General features: G+C 72.1%; 18 protein-coding genes. 7 read left to right on the forward strand and 11 right to left on the reverse strand.

Going from position 1 to position 17518, the window contains the following annotated elements; translation table 11 throughout:
* Positions 1–21 precede the first annotated feature (21 nt).
* Complete coding sequence (locus JI742_RS03560) at positions 22–1065, reverse strand: rod shape-determining protein (protein ID WP_201824047.1); 1044 nt, start codon at positions 1063–1065, stop codon at positions 22–24.
* 345 nt (positions 1066–1410) lie between these two features.
* On the opposite strand from JI742_RS03560, the gene gatC reads away from it, so the two are divergent.
* From gatC to gatB, 3 genes are read left to right on the forward strand one after another with little or no spacing between them, the layout of a single operon-like run.
* Positions 1411–1719 (forward strand): Asp-tRNA(Asn)/Glu-tRNA(Gln) amidotransferase subunit GatC, encoded by a 309-nt coding sequence (gene gatC / locus JI742_RS03565; protein WP_201824049.1) that lies wholly within the window; start codon positions 1411–1413, stop codon positions 1717–1719.
* A 16-nt stretch (positions 1720–1735) separates the two neighbouring features.
* Entirely contained in the window at positions 1736–3277 is a 1542-nt protein-coding gene (gene gatA / locus JI742_RS03570; protein WP_201824051.1) for an Asp-tRNA(Asn)/Glu-tRNA(Gln) amidotransferase subunit GatA, read from the forward strand.
* A 1-nt stretch (position 3278) separates the two neighbouring features.
* Positions 3279–4769 (forward strand): Asp-tRNA(Asn)/Glu-tRNA(Gln) amidotransferase subunit GatB, encoded by a 1491-nt coding sequence (gatB, locus tag JI742_RS03575; RefSeq protein ID WP_201824053.1) that lies wholly within the window; start codon positions 3279–3281, stop codon positions 4767–4769.
* Between the two features lie 41 nt (positions 4770–4810).
* Here the strand turns inward: gatB and pyrE are convergent, their stop codons facing one another.
* Complete coding sequence (gene pyrE, locus JI742_RS03580) at positions 4811–5518, reverse strand: orotate phosphoribosyltransferase (RefSeq protein WP_201824055.1); 708 nt, start codon at positions 5516–5518, stop codon at positions 4811–4813.
* Between the two features lie 11 nt (positions 5519–5529).
* On the opposite strand from pyrE, the gene JI742_RS03585 reads away from it, so the two are divergent.
* Positions 5530–6360 (forward strand): exodeoxyribonuclease III, encoded by an 831-nt coding sequence (locus tag JI742_RS03585; protein ID WP_201824057.1) that lies wholly within the window; start codon positions 5530–5532, stop codon positions 6358–6360.
* A 55-nt stretch (positions 6361–6415) separates the two neighbouring features.
* Here the strand turns inward: JI742_RS03585 and JI742_RS03590 are convergent, their stop codons facing one another.
* The 4 genes from JI742_RS03590 to rsmD form a co-directional block, all read right to left on the reverse strand.
* Complete coding sequence (locus JI742_RS03590; RefSeq protein ID WP_201824059.1) at positions 6416–8356, reverse strand: methyl-accepting chemotaxis protein; 1941 nt, start codon at positions 8354–8356, stop codon at positions 6416–6418.
* A gap of 138 nt (positions 8357–8494) precedes the next feature.
* Positions 8495–8791: a YfhL family 4Fe-4S dicluster ferredoxin gene (locus tag JI742_RS03595; protein ID WP_201824061.1), complete on the reverse strand. Its 297-nt coding sequence runs from the start codon at positions 8789–8791 to the stop codon at positions 8495–8497.
* Between the two features lie 13 nt (positions 8792–8804).
* Complete coding sequence (gene coaD, locus JI742_RS03600) at positions 8805–9314, reverse strand: pantetheine-phosphate adenylyltransferase (protein WP_201824063.1); 510 nt, start codon at positions 9312–9314, stop codon at positions 8805–8807.
* A gap of 19 nt (positions 9315–9333) precedes the next feature.
* A complete protein-coding gene (rsmD, locus tag JI742_RS03605; RefSeq protein ID WP_434057642.1) occupies positions 9334–9990 on the reverse strand; it encodes a 16S rRNA (guanine(966)-N(2))-methyltransferase RsmD in 657 nt (218 codons plus the stop codon).
* 69 nt (positions 9991–10059) lie between these two features.
* Between rsmD and ftsY the strand changes: the two genes are divergently transcribed.
* Entirely contained in the window at positions 10060–11142 is a 1083-nt protein-coding gene (ftsY, locus tag JI742_RS03610) for a signal recognition particle-docking protein FtsY (protein ID WP_201824065.1), read from the forward strand.
* 30 nt (positions 11143–11172) lie between these two features.
* On the opposite strand, the gene JI742_RS03615 is transcribed toward ftsY, so the two are convergent.
* Positions 11173–11811 carry an RNA pyrophosphohydrolase gene (locus JI742_RS03615; protein WP_201824066.1) on the reverse strand — a complete coding sequence of 213 codons (639 nt, stop codon included), beginning with the start codon at positions 11809–11811 and terminating at the stop codon, positions 11173–11175.
* Between the two features lie 148 nt (positions 11812–11959).
* Here JI742_RS03615 and JI742_RS03620 point away from each other — a divergent pair, with 148 nt between their 5' ends.
* Positions 11960–13717 carry a proline--tRNA ligase gene (locus JI742_RS03620; protein WP_201824067.1) on the forward strand — a complete coding sequence of 586 codons (1758 nt, stop codon included), beginning with the start codon at positions 11960–11962 and terminating at the stop codon, positions 13715–13717.
* A complete protein-coding gene (locus JI742_RS03625; protein WP_201824068.1) occupies positions 13714–14361 on the forward strand; it encodes a lytic transglycosylase domain-containing protein in 648 nt (215 codons plus the stop codon). The genes JI742_RS03620 and JI742_RS03625 overlap by 4 nt, the downstream gene beginning before the upstream one ends.
* Positions 14362–14374: 13 nt before the next feature.
* Here JI742_RS03625 and JI742_RS03630 read toward each other — a convergent pair whose 3' ends face one another.
* The 4 genes from JI742_RS03630 to prfA form a co-directional block, all read right to left on the reverse strand.
* Positions 14375–14941, reverse strand: a complete 567-nt coding sequence (locus JI742_RS03630; RefSeq protein WP_201824069.1) for a UbiX family flavin prenyltransferase — start codon at positions 14939–14941, stop codon at positions 14375–14377.
* 115 nt (positions 14942–15056) lie between these two features.
* The gene (grxD, locus tag JI742_RS03635) at positions 15057–15368 is read right to left on the reverse strand and encodes a Grx4 family monothiol glutaredoxin (RefSeq protein WP_201824070.1); all 312 of its coding nucleotides are present in this window, start codon (positions 15366–15368) and stop codon (positions 15057–15059) included.
* The gene (prmC, locus tag JI742_RS03640) at positions 15365–16303 is read right to left on the reverse strand and encodes a peptide chain release factor N(5)-glutamine methyltransferase (protein WP_201824072.1); all 939 of its coding nucleotides are present in this window, start codon (positions 16301–16303) and stop codon (positions 15365–15367) included. The genes grxD and prmC overlap by 4 nt, the downstream gene beginning before the upstream one ends.
* On the reverse strand, positions 16300–17397 hold the full coding sequence (gene prfA, locus JI742_RS03645; RefSeq protein WP_201824074.1) for a peptide chain release factor 1: 1098 nt from the start codon (positions 17395–17397) through the stop codon (positions 16300–16302). Before prfA ends, prmC begins: the two co-directional genes overlap by 4 nt.
* Between the last annotated feature and the right edge of the window lie 121 nt (positions 17398–17518).

Here is a 17518-nt window from a genome sequence, read left to right on the forward strand (position 1 = left end):
GCAGCCGGAAGGGCGGCGGCTTTACTCCGAGGTGAAGATGGCGCCGAGGCGCTCCATGCGCTCCAGCGCCATGCCGCAGCCGCGCACCACGCAGGTCAGCGGGTCTTCGGCCACCAGCACCGGCAGGCCGGTTTCCTCGGCCAGCAGGCGGTCCAGGTCGCGCAGCAGGGCGCCGCCGCCGGTCAGCATCATGCCGCGCTCGGCGATGTCGGCACCCAGCTCCGGCGGGGTCTGCTCCAGCGCGTTCTTGACCGAGCTGACGATGTTGTTGAGCGGGTCGGTCAGCGCTTCGAGGATCTCGTTGCTGCTGATGGTGAAGCTGCGCGGCACGCCTTCGGAGAGGTTGCGGCCCTTGACTTCCATCTCCTTGACCTCGGAGCCGGGGAAGGCGCTGCCGATGGTCTTCTTGATGGATTCGGCCGTCGGCTCGCCGATCAACATGCCGTAGTTGCGGCGGATGTAGTTGATGATGGCTTCATCGAACTTGTCGCCGCCCACCCGCACGCTGCCCTTGTAGACCATGCCGCCCAGGCTGATGACGCCGACTTCCGTCGTGCCGCCACCGATGTCGACGACCATCGAGCCCGAGGCCTCGGACACCGGCAGGCCGGCGCCGATGGCTGCGGCCATCGGCTCCTCGATCAGGTAGACCTCGCTCGCGCCGGCCCCCAGGGCCGATTCGCGGATCGCGCGGCGCTCGACCTGGGTCGAGCCGCAGGGCACGCAGATGATGATGCGCGGGCTGGGCTTCAGCACGGACCGCGGATGGACCATCTTGATGAACTGCTTGAGCATCTGCTCGGTCACGGTGAAGTCGGCAATCACGCCGTCCTTCATCGGCCGGATGGCCTCGATGTTGCCGGGCACCTTGCCCAGCATGGCCTTGGCTTCCTTGCCGACGGCCTGGATGGTCTTCTTGCCGCTCGGGCCGCCTTCCTGGCGAATGGCGACGACCGAGGGCTCGTCGAGGACGATGCCCTTGCCCCGCACATAGATCAGGGTGTTCGCGGTGCCGAGGTCGATCGCCAGATCGGTGGAGAGGTAACGGCGCAGGGATCCGTACATGGGGGAATCGGGTCGTGGCAACAGGCGGCAGGCGCGGCGGACAGCGCATCGACCGGATGGGCCGGTGGAACGGGGCCTGGGGCCAGGAGGTGAACCGGACGCGGGGGCGGGGCGGAGCGGGAGGGGCCCTCGGGCGCAGCCCGGAGCGGGTTGCGTGCGCCGCAGCCCTGGGGATTTCACCCTGGCGCCTGCACACGAACCGGCCCCGAACATGCCGGGGAACAGCCGCGGATAATACCCGACGCCTCCCCCTCTGGAGTGCTTCCGCAGCCTGCGGAACCCGGGGGGCCGGCAGGCCCCGACCGCGCCGCGCCCACCCCCGGGCCGGCGCCACCCCGAGACACCATGGCCCTGACCCCCCACGACGTGCAGCGCATCGCGATGCTCGCCCGGCTCGACCTGAGCCCGGCCGAATCCGACACCATGCTCACCCAGCTCAACGGCTTCTTCGACATCGTCGAGCGCATGCGCGCCGTCGACACCACGGGCGTCGAGCCGCTCCACACCCCCCTGTCGGCCGTGCAGGACGTGGCCCTGCGGCTGCGCGAGGACGTCGTCAGCGTGCCGCCCTCCGAGGCCGCCCGGGAAGCCAACCAGCGCAGCGCGCCGGCCCTGGCCGACGGCCTCTTCCTTGTGCCCCGCGTGATCGAGTGAGCCCGGCCCCCCTCCCATGAGCGAACTTCACACCCTGGGCCTCGCGGCCCTGGCCGAGGGCCTGGCGGCGCGGCGCTTCTCCAGCCTGGAACTTGCCGAAACCCTGCTGGCCCGCGCCCGCGCGCATGCCGGCCTGAACGCCTTCCTGCACTTCGACGAGGCCGCCGCGGCCGAGGCCACCCGGGCCGCCGCCCGCGCCAGCGATGCGCGCCGCGCCGCCGGCCAGGCCCTGGGCCCGCTCGACGGCCTGCTCATCGCGCACAAGGACGTCTTCGTCACCACCGACTTCCCGACCACCGCGGCCTCCCGGATGCTGGTGGGTGCGCAAGGCCCCTACCGCTCGCCCTTCGACGCGACCGTCGTCGAGCGCCTGCAAGCAGCCGGCACGGTCAGCCTGGGCAAGCTGAACTGCGACGAGTTCGCCATGGGCGGCGCCAACGAGCATTCCGCCTTCGGCGCGGCGAAGAACCCCTGGGACAGGGCCCGCATCCCCGGCGGCTCCTCCGGCGGCTCGGCCGTCGCCGTGGCGGCGCGCCTGCTGCCGGCGGCCACCGGCACCGACACCGGCGGCTCGGTGCGCCAGCCCGCCGCGCTCTGCGGCGTGACGGGCCTGAAGCCTACCTACGGCCGCTGCTCGCGCCACGGCATGATCGCCTTCGCCTCCAGTCTGGACCAGGCCGGCGTGCTGGCCCGCAGCGCGGCCGACTGCGCGCTGCTGATCGACACCATGGCCGGCTTCGACCCGCTGGATTCGACCAGCGCCGAGTTCGCCGGCACCGAGCCCAACCGCCCTGGCCTGATCGGCGCCCAGCTTGCGGCCCGCCGCGCCGCGGTGGCCGACCCGGCCCGCCCGCTGGCCGGCCTGCGCATCGGCCTGCCGAAGGAGTTCTTCGGCGAAGGCCTGGCCGCCGACGTGCGCGCCGCCGTGCAGCAGGGCCTGGCGCAGTTGCAGGCGCTCGGCGCCACGCTGGTCGACGTGAGCCTGCCGCGCACCGAGCTGGCCATCCCCGTCTACTACATCATCGCGCCGGCCGAGGCCAGCTCCAACCTGAGCCGCTACGACGGCGTGAGGTACGGCCACCGCGCCGAGGGCGCCAAGGACCTGCTGGAGCTGTATCGCAAGAGCCGCAGCGAGGGCTTCGGCGCCGAGGTCAAGCGCCGCATCATGATCGGCACCTATGTGCTGAGCCACGGCTACTACGACGCCTACTACCTGCAAGCGCAGAAGCTGCGCCGCATGATCGCCGACGACTTCCAGGCCGCCTTCCAGGCCTGCGACCTGATTGCCGGCCCGGTCACCCCCACCGTGGCCCGGCCGCTCGGCGGGGGCAGCGATCCGGTGACCGAGTACCTTGCCGACATCTTCACCCTGCCCGCCAGCCTGGCCGGCCTGCCGGGCATGAGCGTGCCGACGGGCTTCGGCGCCGGGGGGCCTCTCGGCCTACCGGTCGGCCTGCAACTCATCGGCAACGTCTGGCAGGAGGCCACCCTGCTGCACACCGCCGAAGCCTTCCAGCAGGCCACCGACTTCCACCTCCGCACGCCGGAGGGCTATTGAGATGAGCGCCCCCCTGATCCGCGGCTACGAGGTCGTCATCGGCCTCGAAACCCATGCCCAGCTCTCGACCACGTCGAAGATCTTCTCCGGTGCGCCCACGGCCTTCGGTGCCGCGCCCAACACCCAGGCCGCGCCGCTGGACCTGGCCTTGCCCGGCACCCTGCCGGTGATGAACCGCGGTGCGGTCGAGCGCGCCATCCAGTTCGGCCTGGCGGTCGGCGGCACGGTGGCGCCGCGCTCGATCTTCGCGCGCAAGAACTACTTCTACCCCGACCTGCCCAAGGGCTACCAGATCAGCCAGTACGAGAACCCGGTCGTGCAGGGCGGGGCGATCGACTTCCTGCTCGACGGCCAGGCGCGCAGCGTGCGGCTGACCCGCGCGCACCTGGAAGAGGATGCCGGCAAGTCGGTGCACGGCGCGGTGGAAGGCGCCAGCGGCATCGACCTGAACCGCGCCGGCACGCCGCTGCTGGAGATCGTCTCCGAGCCCGAGATGCGCTCGGCCGCCGAGGCCGTGGCCTATGCCAAGGCCCTGCACACCCTGGTGGTCTGGCTGGGCCTGTGCGACGGCAACATGCAGGAAGGCAGCTTCCGCTGCGATGCCAATGTGTCGATCCGCCGCCCCGGCGCGCCCTTCGGCACGCGGCGCGAGATCAAGAACCTCAACAGCTTCCGTTTCCTGCAACTGGCCATCGAGGCCGAGGTGCAGTGGCAGATCGAGCGACTGGAGGACGGCCTGCCCATCCAGCAGGCCACCGTGCTGTTCGACCCCGACGCCAACGGCGGCCGCGGCGAGACGCGCAGCATGCGCAGCAAGGAAGACGCGCACGACTACCGCTACTTCCCCGACCCCGACCTGCCGCCGCTGGTGATCGCGCCCGGCTGGGTCGAGCGCGTGATGGCCGCCATGCCCGAGCTGCCCGGCGTGATGGCCGCGCGCTTCCAGCGCGAGGACGGCCTGCCGGCCTACGACGCGGCCATGGTCACGCAGAGCCTGCCCTTCGCCCGCTTCTATGAAGCTGCGCGGGATGCCTGCAAGGCCCTGGCGGCCGGCCGCGATGCGACCGGCGTGCCCAAGCTCGTCGCCAACTGGCTGATGGGCGAGGTGAGCAAGCGCCTGAACACCGAGGAACTCGGCATCGAGACCAGCCCGGTGAGCCCGGCCCAGCTCGCCGCACTGATCGTCCGCATCGCCGACGGCACGATCTCCAACAATGCCGGCAAGCAGGTCTTCGACGCCCTGTGGGGCGGCGAGGGCGCCGACATCGATGCGCTGATCGAGGCCAAGGGCCTCAAGCAGATGAGCGACACGGGCGAGCTTGAAGCCATCCTCGACGCCGTGCTGGCCGCCAACGCCAAGTCGGTCGAGGAATTCCGCGCCGGCAAGGACAAGGCCTTCAACGCCCTGGTCGGCCAGGCCATGAAGGCCACGAAAGGCAAGGCCAACCCGGGTCTGGTCAACGAGCTGCTGAAGAAGAAGCTCGCCGGCTGAGCCTGGCGGGCTGGGCCGCCCCTCGGGCGGCCCGCAGCCGATCAGACGCCGTAGCGCTCGCGGTAGGCCAGCACGCGCGGGCGGTGCTCGGCCAGGGCCGGGTCGGCGCTGGCTTGCAGGTAGTCCAGCAGGTCGGCCAGGGTCGCGATCGGCTGAACCACCAGGCCGTGGCGGGCTTGCACCTCCTGCACGGCCGAGTGCGGCGTGTCCTGCACGCTGCCGTCGGCGGCCGGGGCGGTGCCGCGCTCCTGGCGGTCGAGCGCGATCGCCACGCCGACCGGCGTCGCGCCCGCGGCCGTGATCATCGCGATCGACTCGCGCACCGAGGTGCCGGCCGAGATCACGTCGTCGATGATCAGCACGCGGCCCTGCATGGGCGCACCGACCAGGGTGCCGCCCTCGCCATGGTCCTTGGCCTCCTTGCGGTTGTAGGCAAAGGGCTTGTTGTGGCCCAGGCGCGCCAGCTCGATCGACACCGCCGCGGCCAGGGTGATGCCCTTGTAGGCCGGGCCGAAGATCATGTCGAAGCCCAGGCCCGAGGCCGCCAGACGGCGTGCATAGAATGAAGCGAGCCGCCCCAGCTTGAGGCCATCGTCGAACAGGCCAGCATTGAAGAAGTAGGGGCTCAGGCGGCCGGCCTTGGTCTTGAACTCCCCGAAGCGAAGCACGCCGGCCTCGACGGCGAAGGCCACAAAATCTCGCGCCAGCGTGTCGCCGGTCGAGGCCTGGGGAAGGGTTGCATCGGACATGGGGGCTCGGCTTGCGGCTGGTTTCGTTGAATCTTAATGGCGTGCGCTCGGCCGCCTCCAAGGGCTGGATGGAATGGGCCGCGGCCACCGCGCCCGACCTGATGGGCGTGCAGGAGCTCAAGGCCCAGGCGCCCGACCTGGCCGGCCGCTTCGAGGCCGTGGCCGGCCTGCAAGGCCACTTCCATTGCGCCGAGAAGAAGGGCTATTCGGGCGTCGGCCTCTACAGCCGCGTCGCGCCCAGCGAGGTGCGCATCGGCCTGGGGGCCGCCGACCCTTCGGGCGAATTCGATGCCGAGGGCCGCTGGGTCGAGCTGCGCTTCGACGGCGCGGGCCAGGCCCATGGTTTCGGCAAGCTCAGCATCATCAGCTGCTACTTCCCCAGCGGATCCAGCAGCGAAGAGCGCCAGCAGGCCAAGTTCCGCTTCCTCGACCGCATGGCGCCGCTGCTGCGCGCGCTGGCTGCCGAGCGCGAATTCATCCTGGTCGGCGACGTGAACATCGCCCACCGCGAGATCGACCTGAAGAACTGGAAGGGCAACCTGAAGAACAGCGGCTTCCTGCCCGAGGAACGTGCCTGGATGGATGCCCTGCTGCGCCCCGCGGCCGAAGGCGGCGGCGGCCTGGTCGATGTGCACCGCATGCTGCGGCCCGAGGACGGCGGCGAGGCCTACACCTGGTGGAGCAACCGCGGCCAGGCCTGGGCCAAGAACGTCGGCTGGCGCATCGACTACCAGCTCGCCACCCCGCGGGTGGCGGCCACCGCGCAGGCCGTCAGCGTCTACAAGGACCAGCGCTTCTCCGACCATGCGCCGCTGACGGTGGACTACGGCTTCAGGCTCTGAGCCTGAGCCTGGACGGGCAGGGCCGCCGGCCGGCGGCCCTGCACCCGGCCCGGCCTCAGCGGCTGGCCAGCCCCACCCCGGGCGCCAGCACGAAGCGCGCGGCGGCCTCCGACAGGCGCACGGCCTGCTGGCGCAGGCTTTCCGCGGCGGCGGCGCTTTCCTCGACCAGGGCGGCGTTCTGCTGGGTCGACTGGTCGAGCATGGCCACGGCGCTGTTGACCTGCTCGATGCCGCGGCTCTGTTCCTCGTTGGCTGCGCTCATCTCGTGCATCAGGTCGGCCACCTGCTGCACCTGGGCGACCACCGAAGCCATCGTGGCGCCGGCCTGGCCGACCAGCTCGCTGCCGGAGGCGACCTTGCCCGTGGCATCGGCGATGAGGCCGCGGATCTCGCGCGCGGCCTGCGCGCTGCGCTGGGCCAGGGTGCGGACTTCGCCGGCCACCACCGCAAAGCCCCGGCCCTGCTCGCCGGCCCGCGCGGCTTCCACCGCGGCATTTAGCGCCAGGATGTTGGTCTGGAAGGCCAGGCCGTCGATCACGCCGGTGATCTCGCCGATGCGGCTGCTGCTGCCGCGGATGTCGTCCATGGTCTGAACGACCTGCTGCACGACGGCGCCGCCCTCGCGGGCCACGCCCGAGGCCGTGCTGGCCAGCTCGCGGGCATGGCGGGCATGGTCGGCATGCGAGCGCACGCTGCCGTTCATCTGCTCCATCGAGGCCGCGGTTTCCTGCAGGTTGCTGGCCTGCTGCTCGGTGCGGGCCGAGAGGTCCTGGTTGCCGGCGGCGATCTGGGTCGAGGCGGTCTGCACCGCGTCGACACCCTGGCGCACTTCGGCGATCACGGCGCCGACATGGTCCATCACGGCATCGAGGGCCCGGGCGATCTGGCCCAGTTCGTCCCGGCTGCTCAGGCTGATGCGACGGCTCAGGTCGCCGCGCGCCATGGCCGCGGCGGCATCGAGCGTGCGCTGCACGGCGCTTGCGGTCTGACGGGTCACGGCCCAGACCAGCAGGCTGCCCAGCAGCAGCATGGCGCCGGCCAGGCCCAGCACCAGCAGCACGCTGCGGTCGGCCCGGTCGACCCGCTCGTGCAGCAGGCCGTCCAGGGCGGCCAGGCTGTCGTCGATCAGCTTGAACTGGCTGTCGATGGCCTCGGTGCTGCGCTGGAAGAAGGCATCGGGGTCCAGCGCGGGCGTCCCGCCCTGCATCAGCGTGCGCTCCAGCATGGCCAGGATGGCGGTGAAGCGGGCGCTGGCCTGCTCGCGCACGGGCTTGAGGGTTTCGCCGATGGCCGGGTCCGCCTTGGCCGCTTTGTCCAGCGCGATGCTTGCATCCTGGGCCCGGCTGCGCAGCAGGCCTTCGGCCACCATCATGCGGCTGCGCTGCTCCGGCTCAAGCTGGCCGCGCACCAGGGCGGCGGTGCCTTGGGCGCGAAGCTGGCCCAGCGATTCGGTCACCTGCGGCAAGTGGCCCAGGCCGCCAAGGATCAGGTAGTAGCTGACCGCCTCCGGATCGAGCGCCATGGTCGAGTCATCGACCACGCCCTCCAGCAGGTGCAGCGCACCGGCCACCAGGGCGGTGTGGCGCCGGAAGCTTTCGGCCGCGACGATGCGCTTGGCAGCGATGTCGGCCGTCAGCACCTGCCAGTCGCGGCGCTGCGCTTGCAGGGTTTCGGCGAGCGGCGGGTACACGGCCAGGCTGCCCTGCCACTGCGCCAGCGCCTCCATCAGCCGCCCTTGCAGGGCGCTGCGGCGGCGTTCGAACTCGGGCTCGCCGCTGAGCGCGGCCTGGGTCAGGCCGCGGTGCTGCTGGGCCAGGCGAATGACGGCCAGCGCCGTCCGCGCCGGGGCCAGGCCGTCGGCCTCGGCCTGGGCCGCATCGCGCAGCGACAGGGCCTGGCGCAGGCCGGCCACGGTCGGGATGCCGGCCATGACCAGGGCCAGGATGCCGAGCAGCAGAAACTTCTGCCCGATCTTCAGGTGCTGCAGGAATTGCATCGACGCTCCACGACATCCGGACGCGGATCATGCCGATACATGCCCCTCCTGCCCGGGCGTCAAGGATGCGCGCCGCGGCCCGCCGCGCATCGGGCGAACAGCGGGGCGCCGGCGGCGCTGTTCCGGCCCCGCGGCGGCTCAGTTCGCGCTGGGGGCAGACCCGGGCGTGACGGGCTTCTCGGTCTCGGCCGGCGCGCACAGCACCCGGAACTTGTGCCAGAGCTGCTCGCGGCTTTCGACATGCGCCGGATTCACCGGGATGCAGGCCACCGGGCACAGGGCCACGCACTGCGGCTCGTCGAAGTGGCCGACGCATTCGGTGCAGCGCCGGGGGTCGATCACATAGACCTCGGGCCCCATCGAGATGGCCTGGTTCGGGCACTCGGGCTCGCAGACGTCGCAGTTGATGCACTCGTCCGTGATCATCAGCGCCATGGCCGCATGCTCCTCAGGCCTGGGCCGGCTTCTCGCCGACCTTCTCGTGCAGCCGGTCCAGCACGCTGGGGGCGACGAACTTGGAGACATCGCCGCCCAGCAGCGCGATCTCGCGCACGAAGGTGCCGCTGATGAACTGGTACTGGTCGCTGGGCGTGAGGAACAGGGTCTCGACCTCGGGCATCAGTTGGCGGTTCATGCCGGCCATCTGGAACTCGTATTCGAAGTCGCTGACCGCGCGCAGGCCGCGCATCACCACCTTGCCGCCATGCTCGACGACGAAGTCGCGCAGCAGGCCACGGAAGGCAATGACCTCGACATTCGGCAGGCAGGATGCGACCTCGCGCGCCATGTCCAGGCGCTCGGCGATCGAGAACATCGTGCGCTTGTGGTGGCCGGCGGCCACCGCCAGGATCAGGCGTTCGAACAGCCGGCTGCCGCGCCGCATCAGGTCCTCGTGGCCGAGGGTGATGGGGTCGAAGGTGCCAGGGTAGATGGCCGTCAGGCGGGTGCTCGATGTCATGGCGTGGCCGCTGCGAACGTCATGCAGTCAGTGTAGGGCCCGGGCCGGCGGCCTCCAGGGCTTGCAGCAGATGGGCATGGACGGCGCCGGCCCGCAGTTGGCGATGCAGGCGCAGGCCGAGCGCAGCCAGCTCGGCCTCGGGCCAGGCGCGCTCGGCTTCCAGGTAGATCCAGCCGCGCGGCGCCAGCAGCGGCCGGGCGAGTTGCAGCGCCGTGCGGTCCAGGCCCTGGTGGAAGGGCGGGTCGAGCAGCAGCAGCTCGAAGCCGGCCGGCGGGGCCCGGCGCATCCAGGCGCAGGCCTCGGCGGTTTCGACGCGCAGGGGGCTGTCCGGCCCCGGGGCGAGCAGGTGGGCGCTGGCTTGCAGGCCGCGGGCCAGGCGCGGGTCCTGCTCCAGCAAGCGGACTTCTGCGGCGCCGCGCGAGGCGGCCTCGAAGCCGAGCGCGCCGCTGCCGGCAAAGGCGTCGAGCACGCGCCAGCCGTCCAGGCTCTGGCCCAGCCAGTTGAAGAGGGTCTCGCGCACGCGGTCGGGCGTCGGCCGCAGGCCGGGCGCATCGGGCACGGGCAGCTTGCGGCGCTTCCAGCGGCCGCCGATCAGGCGCAGCTCGCCCGGGCCGCGGCGCGCGGCGGGCGCCGCGGGGCGGGAGGGGGCAGGGGGGCGAGCCGTCACGGCGGCGATTCTAGGAAGGCGATGGCGGCAGGCCGGCCGCTGCCCGGCCCGGGTCAGGTCGGCAGGTATCCTGAGCGCATGTTCAGTTTCTTTCGCAAGAAGAGCCCGGCACCGGCCGATCCGCCCGCGGTCGTGAAGCCGCCGCCGGCCGCGCAGCCGGCCGCGACGGCCCCCGGGGCGCCGGCCACGCCCGTCCCCGAGCCTGCCCCCGCGCCGCGTGCGTCCTGGTTCAGCCGGCTCAGCGCCGGCTTGAAGAAGACCGGCAGCTCCATCGCCCAGGTCTTCACCGGCACGCAGATCGACGAGACGCTCTACGAGGAGCTGGAGGCCGCCCTGCTCATGGCCGATGCCGGCGTTGGCGCCACCCGCCACCTGCTGGAGGACCTGCGCCGCCGCGTGAAGGCGGCCAAGGCCACCGATCCGGCGGCGGTGAAGGGCCTGCTGATCGAGGCCATCACCGAGCTGCTGCAGCCCTTGGAGCGCCCCCTGCAACTGGGCAGCGCCGAGCCCACCGTCTTGATGGTGGTCGGTGTGAACGGCGCCGGCAAGACCACGACCATCGGCAAGCTCACCCGCCATCTGGCCGACGGCGGCCACAAGGTGCTGCTGGCCGCGGCCGACACCTTCCGCGCCGCGGCGCGCGAGCAGCTTGCCGTCTGGGCCGACCGGGCCGGCGCCGCGCCGCAGGCCGACAAGCTGGTCGAGATCGTCAGCCAGGAGAGCGGCGATCCGGCCGCGGTCTGCTTCGATGCCGTCAAGGCGGGCCAGGCGCGCGGCTGCGCGGCGGTCATTGCCGACACCGCCGGTCGCCTGCCGACCCAGCTCCACCTCATGGAGGAGCTGAAGAAGATCCAGCGCACCCTGGGCAAGGCCATGGACGGTGCGCCGCATGAGGTGCTGCTGGTCCTGGACGGCAACACCGGCCAGAACGCGCTGAGCCAGGTGCAGGCCTTCGACGCCGCGCTGGGCCTGAGCGGCCTGGTGGTCACCAAGCTCGACGGCACGGCCAAGGGCGGCGTGCTGGCCGCGATCGCGCTGTGGGCGCGACAGCGGGCGGCCGGGCCGGTGCCGGTCTACTTCATCGGCGTGGGCGAGAAGCTTGAGGACCTGGAGCGCTTCCAGGCCCGCGAGTTTGCCGACGCCCTGCTGCAGGGGCGCTGAGCGCCGCCGGGCCCGGCCCCCGGCCGCGCCCTAGTGCTGGTGCGTGTCCAGCGGGCCGGCGCCGGCCATGGGCGGCGGCTCGGCATCGGGCGGCAGCTCGCCGAGGTAGCCCTCGCCGGCCGGCAGCGCGCCGTTCTCGTCCAGCCGGCGCGGCTGGCGCAGGCCGCCACGCAGGAAGCGCGTGCCGCTGCCCTGCGGCCGCGGCAGGTAGCGCGCCAGCTCGGTCAGCGCGAGCTGGTAGACGTCGCGCTTGAACTCGATCACCACCTCCAGCGGCACCCAGTAGTCGTTCCAGCGCCAGGCGTCGAACTCGGGGTGGCTGGTCGCGCGCAGGTTCATGTCGCTGTCGCGGCCGGTGAGTTGCAGCAGGAACCAGATCTGCTTCTGGCCCTTGTAGTGGCCGCGGGCATCCCGCCGGATGAAGTGGTCCGGCACCTCGTAGCGCAGCCAGTCGCGGGTGCGACCGACGATGCGGACATGCTCGGGCTGCAGGCCCACCTCTTCGTGCAGCTCGCGGAACATGGCCTGTTCAGGCGTCTCGCCGTGCTTGATGCCGCCTTGAGGAAATTGCCAGGAGTGCGTGCGGATCCGCTTCCCCCAGAAGACCTGGTTGCGCTGGTTCAGCAGGACGATGCCGACGTTGGGCCGAAAGCCTTCACGGTCGAGCATAATGAAACCTCGATAACGGATTGATTTCATTATTGCAGCGGGCCCGAGCGATGCCAATCGCCGACGGCCTGCCGGCACCGCGCAAGGCGGGGCCGGTCTCTCGGGGCAGGGTCACCCGCCGGTCCGCGGCAAGCAGCACCCGCCCCCCATGAAAGCCAGCCAGTTCTTCATCGCGACCCTCAAGGAAGCGCCGGCCGATGCCGAGGTCGTCAGCCACCAGTTGATGATGCGCGCCGGCATGATCAAGCGCCTGGGCGCCGGCATCTACAACTACATGCCCATGGGCCTGCGGGTGATCCGCAAGGTCGAGGCCATCCTCCGCGAGGAGATGGTCCGCGCCGGCGCCGTCGAGCTGCTGATGCCGGTGGTGCAGCCCGCCGAGCTGTGGCAGGAGACCGGCCGCTTCGAGAAGATGGGCCCGGAGCTGATGCGGGTGAAGGATCGCCACGAGCGCGACTTCATCATCCAGCCGACCAGCGAAGAGGTGGTGACCGACATCGCCCGCCAGGAACTGCGCAGCTACAAGCAGTTGCCGAAGAACTTCTTCCACATCCAGACCAAGTTCCGCGACGAGCGCCGCCCGCGCTTCGGCGTGATGCGCGGCCGCGAGTTCACGATGAAGGATGCCTACTCCTTCGACCGCGATGCCGAGGCCGCCGGCCGCAGCTACGAGCAGATGTTCGCGGCCTACCTGAAGATCTTCGACCGCCTGGGCCTGCAATACCGCGCGGTGGCGGCCGACACCGGCGCGATCGGCGGTGACCGCTCGCACGAGTTCCAGGTCATCGCCGAGACCGGCGAGGACGCGATCGTCTACTGCCCCAGCAGCGACTACGCCGCCAACATCGAGCTGGCCGAGGCCTTGCCGCTGGGCCCTGAGCGCGCCGCGCCCGCCGAGGCCCTGGCCCAGGTCGCCACGCCCTCGACCAGCACCTGCGCCGACGTGGCCAAGCTGCTCGGCCTGCCCATCGAACGCACGGTCAAGAGCCTGGTGCTGGCCAGCGACACGCTGGACGAGACCGGTCATCCGGTGAAGACCCAGCTCTGGCTGCTGCTGGTCCGCGGCGATCACGAACTGAACGAGGTCAAGGCCGGCAAGATCGAGCTGCCCGACGGCAGCGGCCTGAAGGCCGGCTTCCGCTTCGCGACCGCGGCCGAGATCGAGGCCGCCTTCGGCAGCAAGCCGGGCTACCTCGGTCCGGTGGGCCTGAAGGGCGTGAAGGTCGTCGCCGACCGCACGGTCGCGCGGATGAGCGATTTCGTCTGCGGCGCCAATGCGGCCGACGCCCACCTGCGCGGCGTGAACTGGGGCCGCGACCTGCCCGAGCCCGATGCCGTGGCCGACCTGCGCAATGTCGTCGCCGGCGACCCCTCGCCGGACGGCCAGGGCGTGCTGGCCATCCAGCGCGGCATCGAGGTGGGCCATGTCTTCTACCTCGGCACCAAGTATTCGAAGGCGATGAACGCCACCTTCCTCGACGAGACCGGCAAGCCCAGGCTCTTCGAGATGGGCTGCTACGGCATCGGCGTGACCCGCATCCTGGGTGCGGCGATCGAGCAGAACCACGACGCGCGCGGCATCGTCTGGCCGGCCTCGATCGCGCCCTTCCAGGTGGCCGTCTGCCCCATCGGATACGACCGCTCCGAAGCCGTCAAGGCCGCGGCCGACGCCCTGCATGCCGAGCTGCTGGCGGCCGGAGTCGACGCCATCCTCGACGATCGCGGCGAGCGACCCGGCGCGATGTTCGCCGACTGGGAACTGATCGGCGTGCCGCAGCGGGTGGTGCTGTCCGACCGCGGCCTCAAGGAAGGCCAGGTCGAGCTGCAAGGCCGCCGCGACGCCGCCGCCACGAGCTGCCCGGTGGACCAGGCGGCTGCCCAGATCCGGGCCAGGCTCGCCGCGTGAGCCCGAGGGCGCCCCTTCCGGCCCCCGGCCGGCGGGGCGTCCTGGGCTGCCTGCTGCTCGGCCTGCTGCCGGCGGCGCCGGTGCGGGCAGGCCGGCAGGTCGAGGAGGCGCTGGCCGACAGCGTGCGCACCGCGCTCAGCGCGGCCATCCACCGCGCGGCGCCGCCGCAGCTTGCCTTCGACAGCCCGCAGTCGCAGGCTGCCTACCAGCGTTGGCATGCAGCCGTCGGCCAGCGCCTGCTGCGCCGCATGCCCGAGGCGGCGCTGCGCGAAGCTTTTCTGGAAACCCTCTGGTACGAAAGCGCCCGCGCCGGGCTCGAACGGGCGCTGGTGCTGGGCCTGATCGAGGTCGAGAGCGGTTTCCGCAAGTACGCGATCAGCCGCGCCGGGGCGCGCGGCCTGATGCAGGTGATGCCCTTCTGGGTGCGCCTGATCGGCGATGGCGACCCGGCCCGGCTCTTCCACCTACAAACCAATCTGCGCTTCGGCTGCGTGATCCTGCGCCACTACCTGGACACCGAGCGCGGCAACCTCTTCCTGGCCCTGGGCCGCTACAACGGCAGCCGCGGCCAGGCGGCCTATCCGAATGCGGTGCTCGCCGCGCGCAGGCGCTGGGACTTGCCCGCCGAGGTACCGGCCGGCTGAGCCGGCGCCGGGCTCAGAGCCCCGTCCAGGCCTGCGGCTTCGCGCCCTGCAATTGCAGCAGGGCCAGCACCCGCTCGACCGTCTCGTCGACCAGTTCGTCGATCGAGGTCGGCTTCAAGTAGAAAGCCGGCAGCGGCGGGAAGACGATGCCGCCCATCTCGGTGACGGCCGTCATGTTGCGCAGATGGGCCAGGTTGAAGGGCGTCTCGCGCACCATCAGCAGCAGGCGGCGGCGCTCCTTGAGCGTGACGTCGGCGGCGCGGGTGAGCAGGTTGTCGCCCAGGCCGTGGGCGATGGCCGCCAGCGTCTTCATCGAGCAGGGCGCGACCACCATGGCCGCCGTCGCGAAGCTGCCGCTGGCGATGCAGGCCCCGACATCGCCGGGCGCATGCGCATGGTCGGCCAGGGCTTCCAGGCCCTTGCGGTCCAGGCCGAGTTCATGGTGCGCATTGAGCACGCCGGCCGGGGTGGCGACCAGGTGCGTCTCCACGCCCAGCGCCCGGGCGCGGCCCAGCAGCCGGGTGGCATAGACGGCGCCGGTGGCGCCCGTCAGGCCGACGACGAGGCGGGGCGTCGCCATCACCGGGCGGCGCTCGCCGCGCGTCCGCACCCCAGCGGCTGCCGCGGAGCCGGCGCGGCCGGTCCGCCAGCGGCGCCCGCTGGCGGGGGCGCGGCAAAGCCGCAACGGGGCGGGGTCACGTCGTCAGCAGTTGCTGGAGTTCGCCGGCCTCGTACATCTCCATCATGATGTCCGAGCCGCCGACGAATTCGCCCTTCACATAGAGCTGGGGGATGGTCGGCCAGTTGGCGTAGCTCTTGATGCCCTGGCGGATGGCCTCGTCGTCCAGCACGTTGACGGTGTGCAGGTCGGTCGCGCCGCAGGCCTTGAGGATCTGCACCGCGCGGCCGGAGAAGCCGCACATCGGGAACTGCGCGCTGCCCTTCATGAAGAGCACGACGCGGTGGGACTTGACGAGTTGGTCGATGGTCTGGAGAACGTCGCTCATGGCTTCCCGCGGGAGAAAAACGTGGAGTCCGGAGTATCGCCGCGCGGCGCAAGCCCTCCGGGCCGCCGGCCCCCGGTGCAGCGGCGGTGGCCGGCCAGGTCCTGGCGGTGCTGCACGGCCTCGAAGCCGGCAGCGCGCAGCAGCGCGGCCACCGCGTCGGCCTGGTCCCAGCCATGTTCCAGCAGCAGCCAGCCGCCAGCTTGAAGGTGGGCGGCCGCGCCGGCGCTGATCTGCCGGATCGCGTCCAGACCGTCGGGGCCGGAGGCCAGGGCCATCGCCGGTTCGTGATGCAGGGCGGCGAGGTGGGGATCGCCCTCGGCGATGTAGGGCGGGTTGCTGAGCAGCAGCTCGAAGCGCTCGCCGGCCAGCGGAAGCCACCAGTCGCCAAGGCGGGCCTCGAAGCGGGGGAGGGAAGATGCCGCTTCGGGGCCGTCCGCGCCGCGGGCCTCCCGGTCCAGGCCCAGGCGCTGCGCATTGGCGCTGGCCACGGCCAGGGCGGCCGCGCTGGCGTCCACGGCCACCAGGCGGGCGGCCGGCCGGGCGGCGGCCACGGCCAGGGCGATCGCGCCGCTGCCGGTGCCCAGGTCGGCCACCCGCCAGGCGGCCTCGGGCGGCAGCAGGTCCAGGGCCCAGTCGACCAGGGTCTCGGTGTCGGGCCGCGGCACCAGCACGGCGGAGTCGACGGCCAGTTCGAGGCCGTGGAAATCCTTGCAGCCGAGCAGGTAGGCCAGCGGCTCGCCGGCCGCGCGCCGTGCGAGCTGCGCGGCCCAGGCCGGCGCCGCGGCTCCGAGCGGGGCCTCGTCGTGGGCCATCAGCCAGCTTCGTGGGCGCTGCAAGAGGGCGCCGAGCAGGGCCAGCGCATCCAGCCGCTCGACGCCCGCCGCGCGGGCTGCGGCCAGGGCCTCGCCGAGGGTGGTGTCGGCGGACGGGCTCATGCCGCGGCCTCGGCCAGCGCGGCGAGCTGGGCCGCTTCGCGCGCGGCGATCAGGGCCTCGGTCACCGGGGCCAGGTCGCCGTCGAGGATGGCGCCGAGCTGGTAAAGCGTCAGGTTGATGCGGTGGTCGCTCAGCCGGCCCTGCGGCACGTTGTAGGTGCGGATGCGGTCGCTGCGATCGCCGCTGCCGATGAGCGCGCGGCGGGTGGCGGCCTCGCGCGCCTCGCGTTCGAGCTTGTCCTTGTCGCGCAGCCGCGCGGCCAGCACGGCCAGGGCCCGGGCCTTGTTGCGGTGCTGGCTGCGGTCGTCCTGGCATTCGGCGACCAGGCCGGTCGGCAGGTGGGTCACGCGCACGGCGGAGTCGGTCTTGTTGATGTGCTGGCCGCCGGCGCCGCTGGCGCGGAAGGTGTCGATGCGCAGCTCGGCCGGGTTCAGGGTGACGGCCTCGGCCTCGTCGGGCTCGGCCATCACCGCCACCGTGCAGGCGCTGGTGTGGATGCGGCCCTGCGATTCGGTGGCCGGCACGCGCTGCACGCGGTGGCCGCCGGACTCGAAGCGCATGCGGCCGTAGACCCCTTCGCCCGCCAAGCGGACGATGACCTCCTTGTAGCCGCCCAGTTCGCTGGGGCTGGCCGAAAGGATCTCGGCCTGCCAGCCCTGGCGCTCGGCATGGCGCAGGTACATGCGCAGCAGGTCGCCCGCGAACAGGGCCGACTCGTCGCCGCCGGTGCCGGCGCGGATCTCCAGGTAGGCGTCGCGCGCGTCGTCCGGGTCGCGCGGCAGCATCAGGCGCTCCAGCTCGGCTTCCAGGCGCGCCAGCTCGGCCTCGGCGGCGGCGATCTCCTCCTCGGCCATCGTCCGCATCGCCTCATCCTCGCCGGCTTCGTGCCGCAGGGCCTCGGCCGCGGTGCGGTCGGCGCTGCGGCGGGCATGGCGCTGGGCGCGCTCGACCTGGCCTTGCAGCTCGGTGTGTTCGCGGCTCAGGCGGCGGAAGGCCGCCGCGTCGCGCATCAGCTCGGGGTCGGCCAGCAGGCGGTCCAGGTCGGCCAGGCGTTCGGCCTGGCGCTGCAAATGCTGCCGCAGCGAGGGTTTCATGGGAACCGGCGACGGAGGAGGCGGGGGCGTCTTGAGAGCCTGCGGGGCCGCGGACAGGACGGGCCGAGGCAAGGAGCGGGCGGCAGCGGGGGAGGGCGTGGCCCCAGGCCGGCACCGGGGC

This window comes from Piscinibacter lacus (genome assembly GCF_016735685.1).
In the GTDB taxonomy this organism is placed as follows: Bacteria; Pseudomonadota; Gammaproteobacteria; order Burkholderiales; family Burkholderiaceae_C; genus Aquariibacter; species Aquariibacter lacus.